We start from the raw sequence: 20,163 nt of genomic DNA, 5'->3' as shown, positions 1-20,163 counted from the left end.
ATGGCAAACAAGCAAAGGTCCGATTTTCCGCTGGTGGCCGCGATTGATCTGGGTTCGAACAGTTTCCACATGGCGCTGGCCCGGGTTGAGCATGGCGAGATGCGTATCCTCGAGCGGCTGGGCGAGAAAGTTCAGTTGGCGGCGGGGTTGAATGACGAGCGCGAGCTCGATGAGGATGCCATGCAGCGCGGGCTCGACTGCATCCGGCGCTTCGCTCAGATGATCAACGGGCTGCCGGTGGGTGCGGTAAGAATAGTCGGCACCAGCGCACTGCGTGATGCACGTAATCGCAGCCAGTTCATCAATCAGGTGCAGCAACTGCTTGGGCATCAGGTCGATGTGATTTCCGGTCGGGAAGAAGCGCGGCTGATCTACCTTGGCGTTGCGCACACCTTGTCTGATGACGAAGGTAAGCGCCTGGTAGTCGACATCGGCGGTGGCAGTACGGAATTCATCGTTGGCGAACGTTTCGAGCCGCTGCTGCGCGAAAGTCTGCCCATTGGCTGCGTCAGTTATACCCGCAAGTTCTTCGCCGATGGCATCATTTCCTCCAGCAACTACTCCCGCGCCTATACGCTTGCACGTCTTGATCTGATGCAGATCGAGCAGAACATTCAGCGTCTTGAGTGGCGTGAAGCGGTTGGCGCCTCCGGGACTATCCGCTCGATCGGCCAATGTCTGCAGGCTGCCGGGCAGGGACAGGGTGAAGTCACCCGGGAAGGCTTGCAACGCCTCAAGCGCAAGCTGATCAAGGCTGGCGATGTGGAGCAGTTGTCACTTCCGGGTCTGAAGACCGATCGCCGTCCTATATTGCCAGCCGGCGTGGCCATCCTCGAAGCGATATTCGATGCGCTGGATGTAGACCGCATGGATCATTCTGAAGGTGCGCTGCGCGAAGGGGTGCTGTATGACCTGTTGGGTCGGCACCGCCATGAGGATGTCCGTGAGCGGACGCTTGGTGCGCTGGCAGAGCGGTACCATGTGGATCCGGGTCAGGCCTGTCGGGTTGAACGCAAGGCGATGAGTCTGCTCGGTAAGGTTGCAGAAGCCTGGGGGCTTGAGGATGCCAAGCATGCCGACCTGCTGGGTTGGGCGGCACGCCTGCACGAAGTGGGCAAGGGCATCGCGCATAACCAGTACCACAAGCACGGCGCTTATTTGCTGGCGCATTCCGATCTGGCCGGTTTTTCGCGTCAGGAGCAGCACGCGCTCGCCCTGCTTATCCGCGCCCAGAAGCGTAGCCTGCCGGGCAAGGATCGACTCAGCGAGTTCGGTGAAGAAAGCGTATTGATGCTGCGGATGTGTATGCTGCTGCGTCTGGCTATCCTCTATCACCATATCCGCGGTTACCAGGAAATGCCGGCGCTCAAGGTGCAGGCCGGCGATGCTTTTCTGGTGCTGGAGTTTCCGCCTGGCTGGCTGGATCGCAATCCGTTGACCCAGGCTGACTTCGATCAGGAAGCGCAGTTCTGGGCCAAGGCGGGTTATACGCTGACGGTGCGTTGAGGCGAATTACTCAGTTTCTCCAGCAGCGTACTTTGCGCACTGCGTGGAATCTGGTTGCCGGTCGGGGTGCTGCGCACGTAGGTGCCGTCCGGCTGCAGGATCCAGCTCTGGGTATTGTCAGTCAGAAATACCTGCAGTTCCTGCTTGGCTCGGGTAATCAGCTTTTTGCCTTCAAGCGGGAAGCAGGTTTCCACGCGGTGATCGAGGTTGCGTTCCATCAGGTCTGCGCTGGACAACCACACCTGTTCGACCCCGCCATTCAGAAAGTAATACACGCGGCTGTGCTCAAGGAAGCGACCAATAATTGAGCGTACAGTGATGTTGTGAGACACGCCCGGGATTCCCGGACGCAAACAGCACATGCCGCGCACGATAAGGTCGATTTTCACGCCCGACTGCGACGCCTTGTACATTGCCTTGATGATCTTGGCGTCGGTCAGCGAATTAACCTTGGCGATAATATGCGCAGGCTTGCCGGCCTGGGCCGCAAGCGTTTCGCGATTGATCAGCTCCAGCAGGCGTTTCTTCAGCGTGAAGGGTGCCTGCAGGAGCTTTTTCATACGCAGCATCTTGCCCATACCAATCAACTGGTTGAACAGCTTGTGTACGTCCTCGGTCATCGCAAGGTCAGATGTCAGGATGCTGTAGTCGGTATATAGACGAGCGTTCCCGGCATGGTAATTACCCGTGCCCATATGTGCATAGCGGCGCAGGATTCGGTCTTCACGGCGCAGGATAAGCATCATTTTAGCGTGCGTCTTGTAGCCCACCACGCCATAGATCACCACCGCTCCGGCCTGTTGCAGGCGGCTGGCCAGCTGCAGGTTGGATTCCTCGTCAAAGCGCGCACGCAGCTCGATCACTACCGTGACTTCCTTGCCGTTCCGGGCCGCTTCGACCAGCGCGTTGACGATTTCCGAGTTCGCCCCTGTGCGGTAGAGCGTCTGTTTGATTGCCAGAACATTCGGGTCCTGCGCGGCCTGGCGCAACAGATCAGTTACCGGGCTGAAGGACTCATAGGGATGCAGCAGCAGAATGTCCTGTTTGCTGATCGCCTGGAACAGGTTGTCCGCGCTGGACAATATCTTCGGCAGGCCAGAGCTGAACGGGGGGAACTGCAGTTCCGGATGATTTTCCAGCGCCGTGACCGAGAACAGCCGGGTCAGGTTGACCGGGCCCTGAACCTGATACAGCTCCTGATCGGTCAAGCCAAACTGCTTGAGCAGAAAGTCGGTCAAGGGCTTAGGGCAGTTGCTGGCGACTTCCAGCCGCACCGCATCGCCATAGCGGCGTGACAGAAGCTCGCCACGGAGCGCGCGAGCCAGGTCGTCCACCTCGTCGGGGTCCACAATCAAATCGGCATTGCGCGTCAGACGGAACTGATAACACCCCAACACCTTCATTCCGGGGAACAGGTCGTCGGCGTGCGCGTGAATGACCGATGAGAGGAAAACGAAGTCGTCTTCTCCGGTGGATAATTCCTGTGGCAGGCGGATAAGCCGGGGCAGGGAGCGCGGGGCCGGAATAATCGCCAGGCCCGAATCGCGGCCGAAGGCGTCCGTGCCTTCAAGCTGGCAGATGAAATTGAGACTCTTGTTAACCAGCAACGGAAACGGGTGCGTAGGATCCAGTCCGATGGGGCTGATGATCGGCGCTACTTCCTGACGAAAATAGCGACGCACCCACATGGTCTGCTTGTGGGTCCACTGATGTCGGCGTACGAAGCGGATGCCCTCCGCAGCCAGCTGCGGGAGAAGCACGTCGTTGAGAATCGAGTACTGACGGCTAACCTGCTCATGGGCCAGTTCACTTATCCGGCTCAGCACCTGCTGCGGTTGCAGTCCGTCGGGACCGGTCTGCTCACGGGCGAAGGTGATCTGCTTCTTCAGGCCCGCCACACGGATTTCGAAGAACTCATCCATATTGCCGGAGAAGATAAGCAGAAACTTCAGCCGTTCGAGCAACGGGTAGGACTCATCCAGAGCCTGCTCCAGCACCCGGATGTTGAATTGCAGCTGCGACAACTCGCGATGAATGAACAGTTCCGGTGCGTTGATATCCGCTGCGAAGGGGGTCGGCGTTGGCGGCTGTACGACCGGCATCAGCCGCGCCTCGTCGCTTTCTGACTCAGGAATGACAAAGCTTTCCTGCGGGGTGTGATCGGACGCGGCAATCGGATCATCTTCGCGTGCGCGGTTGGGCTGCTGCATTGTTTCCTCTTAGCCGCGCTCGCGTAACTGGCGGGCTGCGGTCTTGGCGTAATAGGTCAATATGGCGTCGGCGCCGGCACGTTTGAAGCTGATCAGTGATTCGAGGATCACTGCATCGCTGAGCCAACCGTTGGCGATGGCCGCCTGGTGCATGGCGTACTCGCCGCTCACCTGATAGACGAAGGTGGGGACGCCGAAGGTATCCTTCACCCGACGAATAATGTCCAGATACGGCATACCAGGCTTGATCATTACCATGTCCGCGCCTTCGGCCATATCCTGAGCGATTTCCTGCAGGGCCTCGTTGCTATTGGCCGGATCCATCTGATAGGTCGCCTTGTTGCCCTTGCCGAGGTTCCCCGCCGACCCGACAGCGTCTCGGAAAGGCCCGTAGTAGGCGCTGGCGTATTTGGCCGAATAGGAAAGAATCCGGGTGTGTACATGCCCGGCGGCTTCAAGCGCCTCACGCATGGCGCCAACGCGGCCATCCATCATGTCCGAGGGCGCCACGATGTCGGCACCGGCTTCGGCATGCGACAGCGTCTGTTTGACCAGCGCTTCAATGGTTATATCGTTTTGTACGTAACCATTGTCGTCGATGATCCCGTCCTGCCCATGCGTGGTGAAGGGATCGAGCGCGACGTCGGTAATGATGCCGAGCTCAGGGAAGCGTTCCTTCAACGCACGGGTCACACGTTGCGCCAGACCGTCGGGATTCCAGGCTTCGGCAGCGTCCAGGGACTTGCGATCCAGAGGCGTGACGGGGAATAACGCAATGGCCGGTATACCCAACTCGACGATCTCGGCAGCTTCTTCCAGTAGCAGATCAATGGACAGCCGCTCGATACCAGGCATCGAAGCGATCGGCTCGCGCTGTTGTGTGCCTTCCAGAACGAATACCGGATAGATCAGGTCGTCAGTGCTCAGCTGGTTTTCGCGCACAAGCCGGCGCGAGAAGTCATCCCGACGAAGACGACGAGGACGGCTGAGTGGATATTGACGGCTGGTGTTGGCAAAGCTCACGTGGACTCCCGTGGCGCAGACAAAGCGCCCATCTGGTTGACATTTATACGTCCAGATTATGACGGAATTGAGACAGTAAGCGTAATGCCATTTGATCCTGGAGATTTTCGGCCGGCTCGGGCGCGAGCTCCACGCGGTTGCGGCCCAAGGCTTTGGCCCGATATAGGGCCGTGTCAGCGGCCGCCACCAGCGTGTCGAAGGTGAAGCCTTGCTGGTCGGTGCACGCGATGCCCAGGCTGGCGCTCAGTTTCACCGGTGCGTTGGCTGACTGCCACGGCTCGTCACACAGACCCAGTCGGATACGTTCGGCTACCTGGCGGGCACTTTCGGTATCCAGGCCGGGCAATATCAATATGAACTCTTCACCACCGAAACGGCCGAGCAGATCGTTCGAGCGCATGTGCTGCCGGATGCGCGCTACCATATGGCATAGCGCGGCGTCACCAGCTTGATGACCGAATTCGTCGTTGATACGTTTGAAATGATCGGCATCCAACATCAACAATGTCACCGGAAACGACTGCTCTCTCGCGACCTGGAGAACCCGCGTTGCTTGCTCCTGCAGGCTGCGCCGATTGAGCGTGTCGGTCAGTGCGTCGCGTTGGGACAAGGTGTGCAACGCCATGGTAGTGCGGTAGTGGGTCATGAGGATAAAGCCGCTGGCCAGGCCAATCTGGGCGACCATGGCGCCGAGCAGTGTCACGCTCTGCATCGGACTGTTGACTACAACGTGATCAGCGCCCAGTTTCAGGCTGGAAAGCGCCCGCAGGGTCAGACCGACAGCGCAGAACAGCGCGACGCCTCCGGTGAACCAGTAAGCCGTGCGCAGTGGCCGTTCAGCCGGGATCAACAGCTCTCGGGCGCAGAGCATGCTCATGCCGGCGAGTATGATTGACGAGACGCCGAGACGGGCTGCATAGCTTTCCTGCTGAAAGCTGAAGATCGACATCAGTAATATCATTGTTGCAGCAGCGGCGATCGGACCAGTCTGAGGTTGGCTCAGTCCTTTGAACGCGCGTATACCGAGCCATGACACGCCGATGCCTAGCGCCATCAAGCCGTTGGCAATGACGACGGAAAGGCTGTCGTGGACGACATCCAGATTGGTGTTGAGTAGCAGGCCGAGCATCAGGGCGAAGTTGCCGACGGCCCAATGACGTAATCCTTTATCGGCGCCCGCATGCCACGCGGCTATCGTCAATAGCAACGTCATGCACAGGGTAACCAGTGAGAGGGTTACGCCCAGAGTGATGAGGTCAAGTTCTGCGGGCATGTGAGACTATCGTCCTTGTCCGGCAGAAAGCGGCCGGCTACTTCGAATATCCAAGTTAGGATCCGTTTGGAATTACAACCATACCAGCAGACCATTAGCGTCTGGATCGGTTCCATTTGGAAATGTGGTCAAGTCGGCAGTTAAATTTTCGCCCCAGTGCCGCGAACGGTGTCGATCGTTCGCTGCACCGCTTAATTGGGTGAGGCTTGAATGAACAGCCGGCCCTGCTGGCCTTTTGAGATACCCGGGAATGAAAAAGGTTCATCGTAATCTGGTGGTGGTATTGCTGGTGGCATGCTGGGGGGCGGGGCTTGTATGGGCGCTGAGCTGGTACGAGAGTCGCTACGTAAGAACCTTCGAACGGCCGGCCTTCTTTGACGGGCTTGCTGTGCCACCACCATCTGATACGCCACGCGTGCAGGTCCTGCATGTCTGGCAGGCCGGCTGCCCCTGCAACGGAGGACATCAGGCCTATGTGAACGACATGACCGAACGCTTTGCTGCCCAGGGGGTAGTCTTTGCGCGTGCCGGTGCTCGAGATATCGATGCCTTGCCGCGAGCGTTGCGGCAATTGCCTTACTGGTCGATGCCGGAGGCGTGGTCTGGCTGGCCAGGTGCGCCTGCTGTGGCGATCTGGGGAGCGGACGGGCGTCTCGCTTATGTGGGGCCTTATAGCGACGGGGCGAGTTGTAGTGAAGAGAGCAGCTTTGTCGAGCCGGTGATCCAGGCTTTACTGGCCGGCCGCAAGGTCGACATCACCCGGCAGGACACGCTGTCCTGCCTGTGCGAACTTGACTGACTACATCCTGGACAGGAGCCGATCAAGAGAATTGGCAAAGGCTTGCTTGTCCCGGTCGTTATAGGGCGCTGGACCGCTGCGACCGGCCAGGCCGGCTCCGCGCAGCTCGTCCATAAGATTGCGTACTGCCAAACGTTCACCGACGCTCGATTCGTCGTAGATCTCGCCACGAGGATTGATCGCGGTTACCTTGCGTTCAACCAGACCGGCCGCCAGCGGAATATCCGCAGTGATCACCAGATCGCCGGGGCGCGAGTGATCGATGATGTATTGGTCAGCCACGTCCGCACCGCTTGGTACTATCACCTGACGAACACCTGGTCCGGGAGGAAGCTGCTGTGCACTGTTTGCAACCAGCACCAGCTCGATCTGCTGGCGCTTCGCAGCCTTGACTACGATATCCCGAACCGGGCGAGGGCAGGCGTCGGCATCAATCCATAACGTCATGCGGTTACCTTTGAAAGGATAAGATCAGGCGGAATGGCTTTCGAGTTCTTCACTTGCTTCCAGCCATTGCTCTTCCAGTTGTTCTATTGTCTGGCGACAGGCAGCCTGCCGGCTTAGCAGCGTCTTCAGCTGATCTTTCATGTCTGAGGAGTATATTTCGTTATCTGCCAGGCCGGCTTCGATATCAGCCAGCTCGGCTTGTGCTTCACTCATTTGTTTTTCCAGCTTGTCGACCTGTTTTCTGAGCGGTGCCAGGCGTTTGCGCTCCTCCGCCGCGAGGCGCCGCTGGGTTTTCGCATCGATCCGTTCGCCTTCGGCTCCGGCGTCTGCCGGTGCATTGGCAAGGCGGAGATCTTCAGCCTGTTGCTGCCGGAACCGCGCCAGCCAGCGAGTGTAGGTATCCAGGTCTTCTTCGTACGTCTGCAGTTTGCCGTCGGCAACCAACCAGAGTTCATCGGTCGTATCGCGAATCAATGCCCGGTCATGTGATACCAGCAACATGGCCCCCTCGAAGGCCTGCAGGGCGAGCGTCAAGGCGTGGCGCATCTCCATATCCAGATGGTTGGTCGGCTCGTCGAGCAGCAGCAGGTTGGGTTTCTGCCAGGCAATCAAGGCCAGCGCCAGGCGGGCTTTTTCGCCACCGGAAAAGTGTAAGACCGGCTCTTCTGCGCGGGCGCCGTGAAAGTCGAACCCACCCAGGAAGTTGCGTAGTGATTGTTCGCGTTCCTGGGGCGCTATGCGTGCCATGTGGAGCAGCGGGCTGGCTTTGGGGTCAAGGCTGTCCAGCTGATGCTGGGCGAAGTAACCAATCGCCAGATGCTCGCTGGATTTCAGCTCGCCATCCATCAGCTCCAGGCTGCCGGCGAGCGTCTTGATCAAGGTTGATTTGCCGGCACCATTCGGACCCAATACGCCTATGCGAGCCCCTGGCACCAACTGCAGCTTCACCTGCCGCAGAATCGCCTGGTCGCCATAGCCCAGCACGCCTTCACGCAGATCGATCAGCGGACTGGGTTGTTTGTCCGCCTCGCGGAAGCTGAAGGAAAAGGGCGAGTCGAGGTGCGCCGGGCTCAGCGTTTCCATGCGTTCCAGCGCTTTGAGCCGGCTTTGCGCCTGCTTGGCCTTGGTCGCCTGAGCGCGGAAGCGCGCAATATACTTTTCCATGTGCTCGCGCTGCGCCTGCTGCTTCTCGAACGCGGCTTGCTGCTGTGTCAGGCGCTCGGCACGGGTGCGCTCGAACTGCGTATAGCCGCCCCGGTACAGAGTCAGCTGCTTGTTTTCGACGTGAACGATATGCTCAACCACTGCATCGAGGAAATCGCGATCGTGAGAGATCAGCACCAGCGTGCCCTGGTAAGACCGGAGCCAGTCCTCCAGCCACAGGATGGCATCCAGATCCAGGTGGTTGGTAGGCTCGTCCAGCAGCAACAGGTCAGACGGACACATCAGCGCCTGCGCCAGATTGAGTCGCATCCGCCAACCGCCGGAGAAGTCGCCTACCCGGGCTTCGCACTGTTCGGAGCTGAAGCCCAGGCCTGCGAGCAGAACCCGCGCGCGGGCATCGGCACTGAAGCCATCGTGGGACTCGAGTTCAGCGTACAGCGAACCAAGCGCATGGTTGTCATGCTGCTCCTCGGCACGCTGCAGTCGCTGCTGGATCTCGCGCAGGCGCTGATCCCCGTCAAGTACATAATCGACCGCCACGCGATCCAGGGTGTCTATTTCCTGGAGCATATGGGCAATGCGCCAGTCGGCGGGTATTGTGCAACTGCCAGCGTCCGGCGTGAGCTCGCCGCGGAACAGCGCAAAAAGGCTGGATTTGCCGGCACCATTGGTACCGAGCAAGCCGGCTTTCTGGCCTGGATGCAGAGTCAGGTCGGCATTTTCGAGTAGACGCAGGGCGCCGCGCTGAAGCGTCAGAGATTCAATTTTGATCATGCGCGGGAGTATATCAGCGCACCGGGACACGTGAGCCGTTCGGTGGTTGTGATAGCGGCGTCGCCGTTGAATTCGGGCGACAGAAAGCCGCTCTAAGGGGGCGAAGGTGAACGATATTGAACAGGTTGATGCCGGCGTGATGTTGCGCCAGTACGCCGAAGCGGTATATGAGCGGCCCGGGGTGGAGCCGCTGTTGCTGGATCTGCAGGATAACTACGGCTGTGATGTGTTATTGCTGCTCTACGCCTGTTGGCTTGGTCGGCGCCGCGAAGCAGCTTCTTACTCGCGCTGGGAAGCCATTGTCGATTGGCATTGGCCATGGCAGGCCCAAGTCGTCACGCCGTTGCGAACGGCCAGACGCTTCCTAAAAGGGCGTGAAGCGTCGGTTGAGCTGTATAGACAGGTCAAGGATTGCGAGCTGGAGGCGGAGTTACTTCAGTTAGAGCGCCTGGCGACCCATGACCGCGGTGTAGCGATGGATATCAGGCAGGATGACTCAGTCGCAGAGCAGCTCGCGGCCTGCTGCGATGCGCAGGGTGTTGAGGTGAATGCGGTGCTGCGTGAGCAGCTTGATCGATTGGCGATGCTGGCGACGCCTTGATAGGTACGCCGCCAGTGCTTTTTATCAGGCGTTGGTAGTGGCGCCGGCAGTGGCTGGCTTCTTGGCCGGACTCTTCGAGCGCCCCCGGCGTTGACCGTTACGTGGCCGCGACGGTGGAGCCTGATCGGGGTTGTCACGTTTCTCGATCGCCTGGCTGACTTGCCCGTCGATCCGCTCGAAGCCCTTGGCCAGGCGTAACGTCTGGCGGATATCAAGGCGCAGCTGCTTGACGTAGGCAGCGGCTGCGTTTCGCGCTTTATTCAGTTCCGCTAGCGCTGCTTCCAGCTCCTCAACCCGGTTCTGGGCCTTGTTGACCGACTTATGCTCTTCGCCGCTCTGACGTGCAGCCAGTTTATCGCGCGCCTCGGTAAGCTTGTCATCCAGCTTGGCTTTCTGGCGTTCGAGTTTCTCCAGCGCCTTGACGGCGTCATGTTCGGCTTGTTGGCAGGCTTCACCCAATTGCTCGTTAAGCGTGCGGGTCAGGGTCTGCAAAAGGTGCAAGGGTGTTGGCACCCGAGAAGATTTCTTGCCTTGGCTAGTGGCTGTCACAATTACTCCAGTTTTTCAGGGGCGCTGAGCATGTCCTGATGGCAGTTATGCAACACTTCGATGAGGCAGTCCTCGAGTTCGAAGCGCTCGTGCAATAAGCCGCCCAGCACCTTGAGGTCCTTCTGCATGGTTTCTTCGTCGAAATCGGTCGTGTCGCCGTATCGGTCGTTGAACGTTAGCGCGGCCTGGGTAATGGTTTGAATACGGGGATAAACCTGGCCTGCCAGATCCAGGCTGCGAACGTCCTGTAGTTCCTCAGCCTCGCGGGTCAGCTGTTCGTAGATTTCAAAATGCCCGGCGCAGACATAGTCGATCAGGATGGTGCAAAAGGAGCCAAGTGCCTGCTCGGAATTGGCCGCAGACGGAGCGCGGTCGCGCAAAGCGCTGAACTCCAGGACAACTTGTTTACGCTCGGCCAGCCAGCGATCGACCATTTCATTAACACCGCCCCAGCGTTCCTGGGCTGTAGTGCAGCTGTCCAGCATTTTACACCTCATCAGTGAGCGATCGTCTTACCGGCGACCGAGATCCGGAGTGCTTGATTCGTTGTTGTGGCCACAGAATAGGCCAGTCCGGTCTTCGGCATCAAGAGCTGAGGCTGTCGAAGAACTGTCGCCGCATCTCACTACAATGTGCTTGTGTCAGCGAATCGTCTCTCGCGCAGATCTAACCGTGCTTACGCAACAGCTGTAACAGACCGAACAGTGCAAAACCGATAAAGGCAATCAATGTGTATTCGGCGATGCTCAATCCAAGGAACGTCCAGGTGACCGCTGCGCAATCGGCGGTGCCGCTGAATACCAGACGGAGCATTTCCTGGAAGGGCAGTACGTCCATCATGTAATCGAGGCTCGGCAGGCAGGAGGGCAACTGGTCCGCTGGCTGATGCTGCAGCCATACCTGGCGGCCGGCGATCGCGACACCGAAGGCTGCTGAAAGGGTAATCAGCAAACCATAGATACGTGCGGCAACGGGCCGTTTTCCGGTCGTAGCGCTGGGTACAGGATTGTGCAACACCGCAGCGAGACTGATCAGGCCGATAACGATGAACACGACACGCTGGACTATACACAGCGGGCAGGGCTCAAGGCCCATGACGTGTTCCATATACAACGCAACCGCTAGCAGCACCAGACATAGAATGAAGGAAAGCAGATAAAGCAGGCGGGAGGCGGGTTGGGTCATGCGTGCATCCGTCAGGGGGGGGTGGGCGGTGGCCTACCTTAGAACAAGGCTTGTGAGCTGACAAGCGGGACCCGCGCTAGCGGAGCACACCGACCACAATACCGGTCGGCATGTCTCGCGAGCAGGTCGTGTCTGCAGTAGAAACCTGTTCAGGCAATGCGGCTCGCTGGGAGCCATTCCGCCGATCAGATCAGGCAGTGCCAGCGGCTTCCTGTTGCCGACGCTGTTCGTTCTGTGCGTAAAGCGCATCAAAATTGACGGGCGATAGCATCAGCGGAGGGAAGCTGCCACGGCCGACCAGGCTGTCGATCGCTTCACGGGCATAAGGGAACAGGATGTTGGGGCAGAAGGCGCCGAGTGTGTGACGCATCGCTGCTTCATCCAGCCCGCTGATGGCAAAGATACCCGCCTGCTGGACTTCAGCAATGAAGGTGGTTTCGTCTTCGCCGTTGGTAACGGTAGCGGAAAGACTCAGCACGACTTCATGGATACCGTCCTGAAGCTGGGTATGGCGGGTGTTCAGGTCGAGATTGACCTTGGGGTTCCACTGAGTCTGAAACACCGCCGGCGACTTCGGCGACTCGAAGGAAAGATCCTTGACGTAGATACGCTGCAGGCTGAACTGCACGGCAGGCTGATCCTGGCCTGCGCCGTTGGCAGTTTGATTGTTCTGGTTGTCGTCGGCCATATTCGGTCCTTAAGTATGTTGTTTTTGATGTGGTAACGGCGGAATCTTTGCGGGTTATTCGCCCAGCATGGGATCCAGTTTGCCGGAGCGTTCCAGTGCGAGCAGTTGATCGCAGCCACCAACGTAGGTGTCGTTAATCCAGATCTGCGGGACCGATGTGCGCCCGCCGGCAAGGCGAGTCATTTCGGCCCGAACTGCTGGTTGACCGTCAACCACGATCTCCTTGTACTGAATCTTCTTGCTGTCCAGCAACTGCTTGGCGCGAATGCAGAAAGGACAATAATTGCTGCTATAGATAGTTACTTCAGACATGTCATTTCACCAGTGGAAGGTTGTCGGCGCGCCATCCGCTGATGCCCCCGATCAGCCTGTGCACATTGTTGTGCCCGGCTGCCTTGAGCTGTTTGGCGTAAGTCCCGGCATGCTGACCATTGGCGCAAACCAGGATGATTGGCTTGTCCTTGTACTTGTCCAGTTCTACCAGACGCGTTGGCAGGCTGTCATGGGGAATGTTGATCGAGTCGACGATATGGCCAGTCGCATAGTCCTTCTTGGGACGGATATCGACCACCTGGGCATTTTCCCGGTTGATCAGGTTGGTGGCTTGCTGCGTGGTGATGGACTTACCCGCCTTGCGACCCTCAGTGATGATCAGCAGAGTCACCACCACCAGAAAGGCGAGCGCGAGCAGATAATGGTTGCCGAGAAACTCGGTGAATCGTTCGATGAACTGCAAAAGAGCCTGCATTGGACGTGTTCCGGGGTCGATAAAGTCCGCCAGTATACACAGCACGTCTGGGTCACAGAACCTCCCCCGCGCATGACAGCCCGGTGCGCTACAAGTAAACTGTCGGCAACATGCCTGTCGGGTCTTGCGAGGCCGCCGGCGGGTACGCTTTCCACGAAGACAACCTGCGAGCCTACTCCGTATGACAGCTGCCCCAAAACCACTGGTACTGATGATTCTCGATGGCTTCGGTCACAGCGAATCACCCGAATCCAACGCCATCATGGCTGCCCGGACCCCGGTCTGGGATCGGCTCTGGTCGACCGCGCCGCACACGCTGGTGTCGGGCTCGGGCATGGATGTCGGATTGCCGGATGGTCAGATGGGCAACTCGGAAGTTGGCCATATGAATCTGGGCGCTGGCCGCGTCGTCTACCAGGATTTCACGCGCGTCACCAAGTCGATCATGGAAGGAGACTTCTACGAGAACCCGGAGCTGTGCAAGGCAGTTGATGCTGCGATCAAGGCGGACCGGGCTGTGCACGTCATGGGCCTGCTGTCCCCGGGCGGCGTGCATAGCCATGAAGAACAGCTGGTGGCGATGGTCGAGCTGGCTGCGCGCCGTGGCGCCAAACAAATCTACGTGCATGCGTTTCTCGATGGGCGTGATACGCCGCCGCGCAGCGCAGCGCCCTCGCTTGAATTGCTGGAAGAAACCTACCGGCGCATTGGCAAGGGCAGAACGGCTAGCTTGATTGGTCGCTATTTCGCCATGGATCGGGACAATCGGTGGGAGCGCGTCGAAGCAGCCTACAACCTGGTCGCTGAAGGTCAGGCGAGTTTCTCCGCCGTGGTCGCGGCTGAAGGGCTAGAAGCAGCCTACGAGCGCGGCGAGAGCGACGAGTTCGTCAAGGCAACCACGATTGGCACACCGGTGCGGGTGGAAGACGGCGATGCGGTGGTGTTCATGAACTTCCGCGCCGACCGCGCCCGTGAACTGACGCGCGCGTTTGTCGAACCTGATTTCAACGGATTTACCCGCCAGCGCCAGCTCAAGCTGGGCGGCTTTGTCATGCTTACCCAATACGCGGCGAACATTCCGGCGCCGTGCGCATTCCCGCCGTCCTCGCTGGACAATGTGCTGGGGGAGTACCTCGCCAAGCAGGGCAAGACCCAGCTGCGGATTGCCGAGACCGAGAAGTACGCCCACGTCACCTTCTTTTTCTCCGGCGGACGCGAAGAGCCTTTCGAAGGCGAAGAGCGCATTCTTATCCCGTCTCCCCAGGTGGCAACCTACGACCTGAAACCCGAGATGAGCGCGCCGGAAGTGACCGATCGTATCGTCGAAGCGATTGAGCAGCAGCGGTACGACGTCATCATCGTGAACTACGCCAACGGCGATATGGTGGGGCATACCGGTGTGTTCGAGGCGGCCGTGGCTGCGGTCGAATGCCTGGATGCGTGCATCGCACGAATCACCGACGCGCTGGGCAAAGTCGGCGGCGAGGCTTTGATCACCGCTGACCATGGCAACGTTGAACAGATGTCCGATGACAGCACGGGTCAGGCGCATACCGCGCACACCTGCGAGCCGGTACCTTTCGTCTATGTCGGCCAGCGCAACGTTACTCTGCGCGACGGCGGCATTCTGTCCGACGTTGCGCCGACCATGCTGACGTTGCTCGGTCTGGAGCAGCCGGCTGAAATGACAGGTCGGTCCATTGTCAGTCTGGTGTCCTGAGGGAGCGGCGGCGATGCGAGTCAGCCAGCCGCGGCGAAGTGCGCCTTGGCGTGCCGGGGTGCTGGTCGCGCTGATGGCATTCGGCGGCGCGCTGGCGCTTCCGGCTTTGGCGCAGGATTCGCGCGAAGCCAAGGCAGAACTCAAACAGACCGAACAGGAGATCGCCCGGCTGAAGAAAATGCTCGGCGAACTCAAGCAGGATATGTCCGGGCTAGAGCGGGAACTTAAGCAGAGCGAGTCGGAAATTGGTCGCCTGCAGGAGGAAAGCGAAGCCCTTGAGCAGCAGATCGAGGAGGGCGAAACCCGCATTGATGACCTGCGCGGCCAGGCCGAAGCGTTACAGGTGGCCCTTCAGGAGCAGGAACAACAGATCGCCCGTCAGGCGCGTTCTGCCTATATGGCCGGTCAGCAGGATTACCTGAAGCTCGTTCTGAACCAGGACGATCCCGCCCGCGTCGCACGGATGATGCGCTATTACGAATACGTCAGCCGCGCGCGTATGGAAGAAATCACCACCTACAATCACACTCTGGCGCAGATCCGGCAGGCCAGCGCGGCGATTGCGCGCGAGCAGGCGCAGCTGCATGAAAATCGCGAGCAATTGGCCGAGCGGCAGCAAGCGGTGGAGGCAGAGCGCGAAACGCGGGCGGAACTGCTGGCCAGTCTCAAAAGCGAAAGCCGCACCAGCGAACAGCAACTCAAACAGCGCCAGTCCGAACGGGCTGAGCTGGCTGCACTGATCAAGAAGCTTGACGAAGCCATCACCAGTATCCCGACCCCTGCCGGCAGCCTGCCGTTTGCGGACGCCAAGGGCAAATTGCCGCTGCCGGTCAAGGGCAGTATCCAGTCGAAGTTTGGTAGCCAGCGGGGCGACGATGCGCGCCTTAAATGGGATGGTCTGGTTATAACTGCCGAAGCCGGCACACCCGTACATGCCATTCACGGTGGCCGCGTAGTCTTTGCCGACTGGCTACGGGGTTCGGGTCTGCTGCTGATTCTCGACCATGGCAATGGTTATCTCAGCTTGTACGGCCACAATCAGACGCTATTGCGCGACGTCGGTACATGGGTCCAGCCAGGCGAGGCCATTGCCACCGTGGGTAGCAGCGGTGGGCTGTCCAGCTCGTCGCTGTATTTCTCTATCCGCAAACAGGGCCGTGCACTGGACCCGTTAGCCTGGTGTATGCTGTCGAGCTAATGAGCACGCCATGAGCACTACGCCCTGATCTGGCGTAGTGATTCACCGGGGTTTCTCAGATCAAATCAATCCTGTGTTCGGAGAGTTAGATGACCGCTGCGCGTACCTTGTCCGCTATCTGCCTGAGCCTCGCTCTTGCTGTCGTTCCGGCTCATGCCCAGCGCCAGGACGAGGCGCCTGCTGCACCTCTGCCTCTGGACGATCTGCGTACCTTTGCTGAAGTACTCGAACGCATTCGCGCCGCCTACGTTGAGCCGGTGGATGACGCCACGCTACTGCAGAATGCCATTCAGGGCATGCTCGAAGGGCTGGATCCGCATTCGTCTTACATGGAGCCCGAAGCTTTCCGTGGGTTGCAGGACACCACAACCGGCCAGTTCGGTGGGCTAGGCATCGAGGTTGGACAGGAAGACGGCATGATCAAGGTCATCTCGCCGATCGATGATACCCCCGCAGCCAAGGCTGGCATCCAGGCCGGCGATCTGATCGTCAAGATCGATGATCGGCTGGTCAAGGGTATGACCCTTATGGAAGCGGTGGAACTCATGCGCGGGGACGCGGGCACCAAGGTCGTGCTGACGCTGGTGCGCGGTGAAGGCCGACCCTTTGATGTCGAGCTGGAGCGCGCTGTGGTCAAGGTTGCCAGCGTGCGCACCGAAGATCTTGGTAAGGGTTACGCCTATCTGCGGATCACCCAGTTCCAGAACAACACGGGTGACGAAGTACGCCGCACCCTCAACACGTTGACCAGGAACGATGAATTCAAGGGGCTGGTGCTGGACCTGCGTAACAACCCCGGCGGTGTGTTGCAAAGCGCCGTGGAAGTGGCGGACAGCTTCCTCGATAAAGGTCTGATCGTGTACACCAAGGGGCGGCTCAGCAACTCCGATATGCGCTTCAATGCCACCAGTAACAATCCAAGCAAGGACGTGCCCGTGGTGGTATTGATCAACGGCGGCTCGGCCTCGGCTTCCGAGATTGTCGCTGGCGCGCTGCAGGACCATTCCCGCGCCGTGATCATGGGGACTGACAGCTTTGGCAAGGGCTCGGTGCAGACGGTGCTGCCGCTCAACAATGACCGCGCGCTGAAGCTCACTACCGCGCTCTATTACACTCCCAATGGGCGGTCGATTCAGGCACAGGGCATCGTTCCGGATATTCGCGTCGAGCGTGGCCATCTGGTTCGGGATGAGCAGGAGGCTGGCTACCGCGAGGCGGATCTTGAAGGTCATCTGAATAACGAGAATGGTAACGAGCGGCCGACTATTCGTACGCCGGTGAGCCAGGGGGATAACCCCGAGGAAGCCGATTATCAACTCAGCCAGGCGCTTAACCTTCTCAAAGGTCTGAATATCACTCGCGCCAAACAATGAAACCGTTGGTTTTGGGGCTGCTGGCAATAGTGCTCGCAGCCTGCAGCGACCCTGCGCCCGAATTCCCTGCTAGTGAGCAGACTGCCAGGCAGCTCGGCAAATCAGTCGAAACCCGGTCGCCTGCTATCCGGCCGGCTACACCCGAGGCGGATCACCTGCGCGCGGAGTGGATGCGTATCGAGCATGCCGGCTGGGAAACACTGGCCCAGCAGGATGAGCCGCCGTTAGAACCAGCAACGGCGGCCGGGCGGGATGATCAGGGCGAAATGCCTGCGCTGGGTATTATCATCGACGATCTGGGGCATAATTATGCGCGCGGTCGCCGGGTTATCGATATGCCAGCACCCGTCACGCTGGCGATCCTCCCACATACTGCCATGGCCGCCCGGCTAGCTAAAGAAGCCAGCGCAGCGGGACGCACCGTCATAGTGCACCTGCCCATGCAGAACGGCGCGAACCTGTCGCCTGGCCCGGGTGCGCTCTTTGCCGATATGGACCGCGATACGTTCACCGCCACGCTGGAAGACAACCTGGAGGATTTCGGGCCAGTAGCCGGTGTCAATAATCACATGGGCAGTTTGCTGACCACGCTGCGCCCGCAGATGAACTGGTTGATGGCTGAGCTGCGTGAACGTGATTTGTTCTTTGTGGATAGCCGGACCTCAGCGCAGACACAGGCCGCATTCGCTGCCGAAGAACATGGCGTTGCGCATATTTCCCGGGATGTGTTTCTCGATAACGAGCTCTCGCCGGTAGCACTGCAGAATGCTTTCGGTCGTGCTTTGGCAGAGGCGCGGGAGAAGGGTGTGGCGGTTTTGATTGGGCACCCGCATGAGCAGACGCTGGCGTTTCTTGAACGGGTATTGCCGGGCTTGGAAGAGCGAGAAGGGGTGCGGGTGGTGGCGATTGGGGAGTTGCTGGGGCAGGGTAGGCGCTGAGTGTTATGGTCCGAAAACAAGGCGTCCTGCGGACGCCGTCGCGCCGGGGGCGACCCTCCCACAAAATGCAAAACCGTCGTCAGCGCCGTTCTGTTTTTGGGAGGTCGAGAGGCACCGCGATCTAGCCATAGCTCAATTTATCGACAGTATGCACTTACCCGTGGGAGGGTTGCTCTCCCACAAATGCAAAACCGTTGCCAGCGCCGTTCTGTTTTGGAGAGATCGAGAGGCACCGCGATCTAGCCATAGCTCAACTTATCGACGGTATGCACATACCGGTGGGAGGGTCGCCCCCGGCGCGACGGCGGCCGAAGGACGCCCTGGGGTTGGTTTACAACCGCATCTCAATCCCGCGCTCAGCCATATACGCCTTGGCTTCCGCGACGGTGTATTCACCAAAGTGAAAAATACTTGCCGCGAGTACCGCATCCGCCCCGCCTTCCAGTACGCCATCCGCCAAGTGCTGCAGATTGCCGACGCCACCGGATGCAATAACCGGAATATGCAGCGCATCGCTGATGGCGCGGGTGACGCCGAGGTCGAAGCCGCTTTTCATGCCGTCCTGGTCCATGCTGGTCAGCAGGATCTCGCCGGCGCCGAGGGCCTGCATCTTGCGCGCCCATTCAACCGCGTCCAGCCCGGTGGGTTTGCGGCCGCCATGGGTAAAGATCTCCCAGCGCGGTGTTTCGCCTTCGGCTGAGACGCGCTTGGCATCAATGGCTACAACAATGCACTGGCTGCCGAAGCGGTCAGCCGCCTCGCCAACAAACTCCGGATTGAACACCGCGGCGGTATTGATCGACACCTTGTCAGCGCCGGCATTCAAGAGGTTGCGAATATCGCTGACGGTGCGCACGCCGCCGCCCACGGTCAGCGGAATGAAGACTTCGCTGGCCATGCGCTCTACTGTATGCAGCGTGGTATCGCGTTCCTGATGGCTGGCGGTAATATCCAGAAAGGTGATTTCGTCCGCGCCTTCTTCGTTATAGCGCCGGGCAATCTCCACCGGGTCTCCGGCGTCACGGATGCTCTCGAACTTTACGCCCTTGACCACGCGGCCGTTATCTACGTCCAGGCAGGGGATGATTCTTTTTGCCAGTGCCATCTTCATATCTCCATTAGAACAAAGCCGGCTGCCGGCTATTAGCCTCGGGCCGCGTCGCAAAGCGCCTGGGCTTCGGCGACGTTCAGCGTACCTTCGTAGATTGCGCGCCCGGTGATGGCACCGACAATTCCCGGTGCGCGGGCATCCAGCAGGCTCTGAATGTCGCCCAGGTTGTGGATGCCGCCAGAAGCGATGACGGGAATCGAGGTAGCGTTCGCCAGCGCGGCAGTGGCTTCAACGTTGCAGCCCTGCATCATCCCGTCCTTGGCGATATCGGTATACACGATCGCTGATACGCCGTCGGCTTCAAAGCGCTTGGCCAGATCCGTAACCTGGATTTCGCTGACTTCAGCCCAACCGTCGGTGGCGACGAAGCCATCCTTGGCATCCAGTCCGACAATCACCTTGCCGGGGAATGCGCGGCAGGCCTCGCCAACGAATTCTGGCTGCTTGACCGCCTTGGTGCCGATGATCACGTAGCTGACGCCGGCGCGAACGTAATGTTCGATCGTCTCCAGTGAGCGGATGCCACCGCCAATCTGGATCGGCAGGTTCGGATAGCGGCGCGCGATAGCCGTAACCACTTCACCGTTGACCGGCTTGCCTTCGAAGGCGCCGTTCAGGTCAACCAGGTGCAGACGGCGACAGCCGGCCTCAACCCACTTGGCTGCCATGGCTACCGGGTCATCTGAAAATACAGTGGCGTCATCCATAAGGCCCTGGCGCAAGCGCACGCACGCGCCGTCCTTGAGGTCGATAGCGGGAATGATTAACATGGAATGTGTTCCTTGAATTGCGGCGTCGCTGTAGACAGAAGGCTTGGGTTGGCAGGCTGGTCACCGAGCGGTTTATCCTGCCTGCT

General features: G+C 59.4%; 20 protein-coding genes. 7 read left to right on the top strand and 13 right to left on the bottom strand.

Features of this window, described 5'->3' with window-relative positions:
• Positions 1–1,506 (top strand): exopolyphosphatase, encoded by a 1,506-nt coding sequence (gene ppx, locus HG264_RS11785; RefSeq protein ID WP_169407863.1) that lies wholly within the window; start codon positions 1–3, stop codon positions 1,504–1,506.
• On the opposite strand, the gene ppk1 is transcribed toward ppx, so the two are convergent.
• Genes ppk1 through HG264_RS11770 form a run of 3 tightly spaced genes read right to left on the bottom strand, consistent with a single transcriptional unit; the run spans position 1,485 to position 6,012 of the window.
• Positions 1,485–3,716, bottom strand: a complete 2,232-nt coding sequence (ppk1, locus tag HG264_RS11780; RefSeq protein ID WP_169407862.1) for a polyphosphate kinase 1 — start codon at positions 3,714–3,716, stop codon at positions 1,485–1,487. The two genes, ppx and ppk1, sit on opposite strands and share 22 nt — an antisense overlap.
• Positions 3,717–3,725: 9 nt before the next feature.
• Positions 3,726–4,739 carry a porphobilinogen synthase gene (gene hemB / locus HG264_RS11775; protein WP_169407861.1) on the bottom strand — a complete coding sequence of 338 codons (1,014 nt, stop codon included), beginning with the start codon at positions 4,737–4,739 and terminating at the stop codon, positions 3,726–3,728.
• A gap of 43 nt (positions 4,740–4,782) precedes the next feature.
• Entirely contained in the window at positions 4,783–6,012 is a 1,230-nt protein-coding gene (locus tag HG264_RS11770) for a GGDEF domain-containing protein (protein ID WP_169407860.1), read from the bottom strand.
• A 250-nt stretch (positions 6,013–6,262) separates the two neighbouring features.
• Between HG264_RS11770 and HG264_RS11765 the strand changes: the two genes are divergently transcribed.
• Positions 6,263–6,811: a DUF6436 domain-containing protein gene (locus HG264_RS11765; RefSeq protein ID WP_169407859.1), complete on the top strand. Its 549-nt coding sequence runs from the start codon at positions 6,263–6,265 to the stop codon at positions 6,809–6,811.
• Here the strand turns inward: HG264_RS11765 and HG264_RS11760 are convergent, their stop codons facing one another.
• Positions 6,812–7,258 carry a YaiI/YqxD family protein gene (locus HG264_RS11760; RefSeq protein ID WP_169407858.1) on the bottom strand — a complete coding sequence of 149 codons (447 nt, stop codon included), beginning with the start codon at positions 7,256–7,258 and terminating at the stop codon, positions 6,812–6,814.
• Positions 7,259–7,282: 24 nt separating this feature from the next.
• The gene (locus HG264_RS11755; protein WP_169407857.1) at positions 7,283–9,196 is read right to left on the bottom strand and encodes an ATP-binding cassette domain-containing protein; all 1,914 of its coding nucleotides are present in this window, start codon (positions 9,194–9,196) and stop codon (positions 7,283–7,285) included.
• Between the two features lie 106 nt (positions 9,197–9,302).
• Between HG264_RS11755 and HG264_RS11750 the strand changes: the two genes are divergently transcribed.
• Complete coding sequence (locus tag HG264_RS11750) at positions 9,303–9,797, top strand: TIGR02444 family protein (RefSeq protein ID WP_169407856.1); 495 nt, start codon at positions 9,303–9,305, stop codon at positions 9,795–9,797.
• A 24-nt stretch (positions 9,798–9,821) separates the two neighbouring features.
• On the opposite strand, the gene HG264_RS11745 is transcribed toward HG264_RS11750, so the two are convergent.
• The 6 genes from HG264_RS11745 to HG264_RS11720 all read right to left on the bottom strand — a co-directional run bounded on the left by HG264_RS11745 (position 9,822) and on the right by HG264_RS11720 (position 12,967).
• Positions 9,822–10,346, bottom strand: coding sequence for an AlgP family protein (locus tag HG264_RS11745; protein WP_169407855.1), 525 nt, complete (start codon positions 10,344–10,346; stop codon positions 9,822–9,824).
• 2 nt (positions 10,347–10,348) lie between these two features.
• Complete coding sequence (gene rsd / locus HG264_RS11740; protein WP_169407854.1) at positions 10,349–10,831, bottom strand: sigma D regulator; 483 nt, start codon at positions 10,829–10,831, stop codon at positions 10,349–10,351.
• A gap of 181 nt (positions 10,832–11,012) precedes the next feature.
• Positions 11,013–11,531, bottom strand: coding sequence for a disulfide bond formation protein B (locus tag HG264_RS11735; protein ID WP_169407853.1), 519 nt, complete (start codon positions 11,529–11,531; stop codon positions 11,013–11,015).
• 190 nt (positions 11,532–11,721) lie between these two features.
• The gene (secB, locus tag HG264_RS11730) at positions 11,722–12,219 is read right to left on the bottom strand and encodes a protein-export chaperone SecB (RefSeq protein ID WP_169407852.1); all 498 of its coding nucleotides are present in this window, start codon (positions 12,217–12,219) and stop codon (positions 11,722–11,724) included.
• 54 nt (positions 12,220–12,273) lie between these two features.
• Positions 12,274–12,531 carry a glutaredoxin 3 gene (grxC, locus tag HG264_RS11725; RefSeq protein WP_169407851.1) on the bottom strand — a complete coding sequence of 86 codons (258 nt, stop codon included), beginning with the start codon at positions 12,529–12,531 and terminating at the stop codon, positions 12,274–12,276.
• A 1-nt stretch (position 12,532) separates the two neighbouring features.
• Positions 12,533–12,967: a rhodanese-like domain-containing protein gene (locus tag HG264_RS11720; protein WP_169407850.1), complete on the bottom strand. Its 435-nt coding sequence runs from the start codon at positions 12,965–12,967 to the stop codon at positions 12,533–12,535.
• Between the two features lie 181 nt (positions 12,968–13,148).
• Here HG264_RS11720 and gpmI point away from each other — a divergent pair, with 181 nt between their 5' ends.
• The 4 genes from gpmI to HG264_RS11700 all read left to right on the top strand — a co-directional run bounded on the left by gpmI (position 13,149) and on the right by HG264_RS11700 (position 18,196).
• Entirely contained in the window at positions 13,149–14,687 is a 1,539-nt protein-coding gene (gene gpmI / locus HG264_RS11715; protein WP_169407849.1) for a 2,3-bisphosphoglycerate-independent phosphoglycerate mutase, read from the top strand.
• Between the two features lie 13 nt (positions 14,688–14,700).
• Positions 14,701–15,885 (top strand): murein hydrolase activator EnvC, encoded by a 1,185-nt coding sequence (locus HG264_RS11710; protein WP_169407848.1) that lies wholly within the window; start codon positions 14,701–14,703, stop codon positions 15,883–15,885.
• An 89-nt stretch (positions 15,886–15,974) separates the two neighbouring features.
• Positions 15,975–17,258 (top strand): S41 family peptidase, encoded by a 1,284-nt coding sequence (locus HG264_RS11705; protein ID WP_169407847.1) that lies wholly within the window; start codon positions 15,975–15,977, stop codon positions 17,256–17,258.
• A complete protein-coding gene (locus HG264_RS11700) occupies positions 17,255–18,196 on the top strand; it encodes a divergent polysaccharide deacetylase family protein (protein WP_169407846.1) in 942 nt (313 codons plus the stop codon). Before HG264_RS11705 ends, HG264_RS11700 begins: the two co-directional genes overlap by 4 nt.
• 331 nt (positions 18,197–18,527) lie before the next feature.
• Here HG264_RS11700 and hisF read toward each other — a convergent pair whose 3' ends face one another.
• Positions 18,528–19,301: an imidazole glycerol phosphate synthase subunit HisF gene (gene hisF, locus HG264_RS11695; protein ID WP_169407845.1), complete on the bottom strand. Its 774-nt coding sequence runs from the start codon at positions 19,299–19,301 to the stop codon at positions 18,528–18,530.
• Between the two features lie 38 nt (positions 19,302–19,339).
• Complete coding sequence (gene hisA, locus HG264_RS11690) at positions 19,340–20,077, bottom strand: 1-(5-phosphoribosyl)-5-[(5-phosphoribosylamino)methylideneamino]imidazole-4-carboxamide isomerase (RefSeq protein ID WP_169407843.1); 738 nt, start codon at positions 20,075–20,077, stop codon at positions 19,340–19,342.
• Positions 20,078–20,163: the final 86 nt, after the last annotated feature.

It is taken from the genome of Pseudomonas sp. gcc21, from assembly GCF_012844345.1.
GTDB lineage: Bacteria > Pseudomonadota > Gammaproteobacteria > Pseudomonadales > Pseudomonadaceae > Halopseudomonas.
The sequence above is the reverse complement of the archived record's forward strand: the minus strand, read 5'-3'. Positions and strand labels throughout refer to the sequence as shown.

Coding starts and splice junctions, on each gene's coding strand:
- hisA (WP_169407843.1), bottom strand. CDS start 20,077: ATGTTAATCATTCCCGCTATCGACCTCAAGGACGGCGCGTGCGTGCGC.
- HG264_RS11770 (WP_169407860.1), bottom strand. CDS start 6,012: ATGCCCGCAGAACTTGACCTCATCACTCTGGGCGTAACCCTCTCACTG.
- gpmI (WP_169407849.1), top strand. CDS start 13,149: ATGACAGCTGCCCCAAAACCACTGGTACTGATGATTCTCGATGGCTTC.
- HG264_RS11700 (WP_169407846.1), top strand. CDS start 17,255: ATGAAACCGTTGGTTTTGGGGCTGCTGGCAATAGTGCTCGCAGCCTGC.
- HG264_RS11765 (WP_169407859.1), top strand. CDS start 6,263: ATGAAAAAGGTTCATCGTAATCTGGTGGTGGTATTGCTGGTGGCATGC.
- secB (WP_169407852.1), bottom strand. CDS start 12,219: ATGGCCGACGACAACCAGAACAATCAAACTGCCAACGGCGCAGGCCAG.
- ppx (WP_169407863.1), top strand. CDS start 1: ATGGCAAACAAGCAAAGGTCCGATTTTCCGCTGGTGGCCGCGATTGAT.
- ppk1 (WP_169407862.1), bottom strand. CDS start 3,716: ATGCAGCAGCCCAACCGCGCACGCGAAGATGATCCGATTGCCGCGTCC.
- HG264_RS11755 (WP_169407857.1), bottom strand. CDS start 9,196: ATGATCAAAATTGAATCTCTGACGCTTCAGCGCGGCGCCCTGCGTCTA.
- grxC (WP_169407851.1), bottom strand. CDS start 12,531: ATGTCTGAAGTAACTATCTATAGCAGCAATTATTGTCCTTTCTGCATT.
- HG264_RS11735 (WP_169407853.1), bottom strand. CDS start 11,531: ATGACCCAACCCGCCTCCCGCCTGCTTTATCTGCTTTCCTTCATTCTA.
- HG264_RS11705 (WP_169407847.1), top strand. CDS start 15,975: ATGACCGCTGCGCGTACCTTGTCCGCTATCTGCCTGAGCCTCGCTCTT.
- hisF (WP_169407845.1), bottom strand. CDS start 19,301: ATGGCACTGGCAAAAAGAATCATCCCCTGCCTGGACGTAGATAACGGC.
- HG264_RS11720 (WP_169407850.1), bottom strand. CDS start 12,967: ATGCAGGCTCTTTTGCAGTTCATCGAACGATTCACCGAGTTTCTCGGC.
- HG264_RS11760 (WP_169407858.1), bottom strand. CDS start 7,258: ATGACGTTATGGATTGATGCCGACGCCTGCCCTCGCCCGGTTCGGGAT.
- rsd (WP_169407854.1), bottom strand. CDS start 10,831: ATGCTGGACAGCTGCACTACAGCCCAGGAACGCTGGGGCGGTGTTAAT.
- HG264_RS11710 (WP_169407848.1), top strand. CDS start 14,701: ATGCGAGTCAGCCAGCCGCGGCGAAGTGCGCCTTGGCGTGCCGGGGTG.